Source organism: Micromonospora sp. RTBAU3-60, assembly GCF_054963695.1.
The window spans coordinates 1-3454 of sequence record NZ_JBUEGB010000154.1; the positions used below are offsets into that span (position 1 = coordinate 1).

At 68.9% G+C, this 3454-nt stretch carries 7 protein-coding genes; 1 reads left to right on the forward strand and 6 read right to left on the reverse strand.

All coding sequences use genetic code 11. From position 1 onward, the window contains the following. Positions 1-308: hypothetical protein (locus tag ACY34I_RS40160; protein ID WP_462760755.1), on the reverse strand; the 308-nt coding region annotated here is incomplete at its 3' end. Between ACY34I_RS40160 and ACY34I_RS40165 the strand changes: the two genes are divergently transcribed. Further along, positions 255-392, forward strand: coding sequence for a hypothetical protein (locus ACY34I_RS40165; RefSeq protein WP_462760765.1), 138 nt, complete (start codon positions 255-257; stop codon positions 390-392). The two genes, ACY34I_RS40160 and ACY34I_RS40165, sit on opposite strands and share 54 nt — an antisense overlap. 77 nt (positions 393-469) lie before the next feature. On the opposite strand, the gene ACY34I_RS40170 is transcribed toward ACY34I_RS40165, so the two are convergent. The 5 genes from ACY34I_RS40170 to ACY34I_RS40190 form a co-directional block, all read right to left on the reverse strand. After that, a complete protein-coding gene (locus ACY34I_RS40170; protein ID WP_462760757.1) occupies positions 470-1213 on the reverse strand; it encodes a hypothetical protein in 744 nt (247 codons plus the stop codon). 393 nt (positions 1214-1606) lie between these two features. Continuing rightward, on the reverse strand, positions 1607-1990 hold the full coding sequence (locus tag ACY34I_RS40175) for an RNA-binding protein (RefSeq protein ID WP_462760759.1): 384 nt from the start codon (positions 1988-1990) through the stop codon (positions 1607-1609). Positions 1991-2059: 69 nt separating this feature from the next. After that, positions 2060-2488: an SDR family oxidoreductase gene (locus ACY34I_RS40180; protein WP_462760761.1), complete on the reverse strand. Its 429-nt coding sequence runs from the start codon at positions 2486-2488 to the stop codon at positions 2060-2062. Between the two features lie 64 nt (positions 2489-2552). Further along, on the reverse strand, positions 2553-2939 hold the full coding sequence (locus ACY34I_RS40185) for a hypothetical protein (RefSeq protein WP_462760763.1): 387 nt from the start codon (positions 2937-2939) through the stop codon (positions 2553-2555). Then, positions 2936-3121: a hypothetical protein gene (locus tag ACY34I_RS40190; protein WP_089007836.1), complete on the reverse strand. Its 186-nt coding sequence runs from the start codon at positions 3119-3121 to the stop codon at positions 2936-2938. Before ACY34I_RS40190 ends, ACY34I_RS40185 begins: the two co-directional genes overlap by 4 nt. Positions 3122-3454 lie beyond the last annotated feature (333 nt).

Sequence of the window (3454 nt, forward strand, 5' to 3'; positions counted from 1 at the left end):
TGTCCGTGTCGGCGTGCGGTGGCATGATGCCTCATCCGCCCGCTGTGCACGCTGCTGATCGGGCAGGGCCGGCCCGACGAAGCCCTCGCGGTCATCGACGACGTCGCCCGCAGGGCAGACTGGACCCGTTCGACCTCCGCATGAATCGGGTCGAGGTGCTCGTCGAGTGCGGCCGGGCCGAGTAGGCGATCGCCGACCTGCGGGCCGATCCGGGCGCCGATACCGGGTACGCGCGCGTCCGCCTTGCCGAGCTCCTGGCCGATGCCGGGCGCCTGAACGAGGCGGTTGCCGTGCTGCAGCCGGCCCAAGAGATGTGGATCCAGTCCTCGCTTGCGAAACTACTCATTCGCCAAGGGCGACCCGAGGAGGCAGTCGCGGTGATAAGCCCCTGAGCGCCGGCGTCAACCGTGCGTCCCCGCGCACAACGGCCAGATGCGTGCGCTAGGCATGCAAGGCCGACCGCCGGGTCTCACAGCGGAAGGAGATCCTCGGCGAGGGCGTCCGGGATCTGCAGCGCGTCGCTCGAACCGGTCAAGAATGGGAACCCGCCGCGGAGGAAGACCCAGTTGAGGTACTGCACGAACGGCATCGTCGTCTCCGCGACGAACAGCCCGTCGGCATGGGCATCAGGCACCGCCATGCCGTACGGACCACCACCGCTGACGTTGTCCTTGTGGTACCGGTCCGGCGCCAGGGTCAGCTGGAACGGCCTGGCATTGGGATCGTCCGCACTCCGATCGCGCCACTGCTCCCATTCATACTCGTAGTGGAAACGCATAGACGAGTGGGGGTAGTGCGAACCCTCGACCTGGATCACCAGCGGATCGGCCGACGCAGACAGCGGCCAGTCCGGATGTGTACCGACGAGCCAGACATCCCCGACAATGCGCACCCACGACAGCAGCGTGAGCGGCACTGGACCGAACCGCTCCTGCAGCCAGGCGGCATACTCGACGGCCGCAGGAGTCGGAGGGATGTGCGGTATCAGCGGAGTCTGCTCATCATCGTTGGCGTGGAACCGATACCCGTCACGAATCAACCGCTCCACGATCACCTCGACGTTGTGTCGCGCGCGTCGAGCCATCTCGTCACAGACGAGCTGGACCTCCTCTAGCACATCAGGCTCCCGTACTGCATCGCCGAGCTGCGCCAGTTCATCCCACACCTGCCCGCGCTCCCCGGCGCGGTAGCGAACCAGCCAGTCCCCGGTCATGGGCCCGATCTTCTCGCATTCCGGCTCCGGGCCAGGCCCCGGAACGCACCGCTCGCCCAGGCCGCACCCCGGCCAGACCTGATCGTCGCCATCGGAGCTACTGGCCCGCCGGAGGCAACCCCGGACCGCCTCGACCACTGTGACGACGGGTACCGGGCTCGGGCAGCTGAGGTGCTCGGCTCTCGGCCTTTTCACGCTGGCCCCGGCCCTTCAGGAGCCCGACACGGTAGCAGCGGCCACCCAACCACGACCCGGACGTCATCATCCCCTGGACAAGCCCGTACGGCGCCGAACGACTCAGCGAGCTAAGCAACGACTACCACCGCGCAGCCTGAAACGATCTTCAAAACCCCAGATCACAACGCGGAATCAGGCTTTGGCACGGGTACATGCTCACCAGTCGAGCTGAGGGTCGGGGACCCCGGCGCAACGGGCGTAGTTCTTGACCTCCTCGCGGGCCGGCTCGTAGCCCTTGCGATAGTGAAAGACCTTGCCGGGGAAGATGACGTAGGTCTCGTCGTCGGTGTCGTAGCTGGCGTACCAGCCGCGGCCGTACAAGGCGCTGGCGAAGTGTACGGCCAGCTCGGCGGGGTCGGCGTCGCTGGAGAACTCGACCAAGGTCCAGATCTTCGGCTGCTCGGGGGTGTTGTCGGCTACCTCCATCCGGGACAGCTTGCGCAGCGTGAGCTGAGCACCGTCGAACTCCGCACCCGGACGCAGGCTCTCGACGATCACGGCACCGTTCAGCACGGGGAAGCCTCCCTCAACGTTGGACACTCTCCTTACCGTGCGCCGCCGTCGAAGACCAGCCGCATCATCGTGCCGGTCGCATAATCCCACGCACGGTCACACCCCAGGCCGGTGATCACGCCGGCCACCTCGTCCAACCGTGAGCGCGCGGCCGGCGGGCAGACCGGCGTAGTACGCCTCGACGTCGGTGACACCCTTCAGTGCGAGGATCTCCTCGGCCTGCGGTGAGGCGACGTGCGACGGCGCCACCACATTGACCCGTACGCCATGCCCGGCCTCCTCCTTAGCGAGGGTCAGGACGAGCGCCTCCAGCGCCGCCTTCGAGGCCGTGTACGCGCCGTTGCCCGCCCCGACCGCCCGCACGGTGTCCGAGCTGACCACGGCGGCGCTCGCACCGCCGGCTCGGGCGCGCGGTGCGAGCGCCGCCCACGTCGTGATCAGGCCGAGCGCGTTCACCGCGTACTGCCGGGCGATAGGAACGCGTGGAGGGGTATGGGGGCCCGGGGGGCCATTGCCGCCGGGCACCCCACACCACCTTCAGCAGCAGCTCGCCGTCGCGCTTTCGGATGCACGCCGTGTAGTACCTGGGTCAGATGGGGATGACCGGGCCGCCGCCGGCGATGCCGCCGTACAGGCCGGGCTGGCCGGTCAGCACGCTGCAGCCGAGGTCGATCGCGGCGAGCACCGCGGTGGCGGCGTCGACCATGCCGACCGTGTCGAGGGTGACCGCGAGGGCCTCCCAGCTGTCCGGCGGCGGCGAGAGGATCTCGGCGATCGGGTGGTTGACGAGCAGCTGCAGGCGGTCCCTGTCGACGACCACCCGGGCGGCTTCGGCCACGCACAGTACCGGCAGCCCGAACACGCAGTTCTCTTCGTCGGCGACCTCGGCGATCACCTCACCGACGTCGATCGAACCTCGGCAGAAGGCAATGATCGCGGAGGCGTCGAGGACGACCCGGACGGCCGGTTCAGTCACGCGGCGCGGGCCGGCAGGCCGAGCTGCTCGCGCGCCTGGGCGTCGAGCTCCGTCGTCCACCGCTCCCGGGCCTCGTCCAGGCGTCGGCGCGCGCGAGCCTTCCCCTCATCGGAGACGACGATGCCGGCAGCGGCGAGGATCTCCTCGCTGCGGGCGCCGGTGTTGGGGCTCCTGTCGGCCATGCCCGCAGGATACCCCCTGATAGGGGTGGGAGTCACCGACAACGCCGCCGGCGGTGCTGCCGGGCGCTGGGGCTACTGGTGCTGGTGCTGGTGGGGCAGTTGAGCGTGGCACGCGAACGGCGGGAGCGGGACCTCGAGGAGAGGCGCAGCCAGACCGTCATGGTCGCAGCCTGGTACGACGGGGATGTGAGACCAGGACGTCGATGGGAGGGCGGTTCATTTGCACGGCTTACACCGCGGTGCCCATCTCGCGTCTTGGGGTATCGGCTGGCCCCTTTCGCGTCACGTCAAGCTACGGGGCGGGCGCGCCGAGAACGAGCGTGAGCCCCGACG

Coding starts and splice junctions, on each gene's coding strand:
- ACY34I_RS40170 (WP_462760757.1), bottom strand. CDS start 1,213: ATGACCGGGGACTGGCTGGTTCGCTACCGCGCCGGGGAGCGCGGGCAG.
- ACY34I_RS40190 (WP_089007836.1), bottom strand. CDS start 3,121: ATGGCCGACAGGAGCCCCAACACCGGCGCCCGCAGCGAGGAGATCCTC.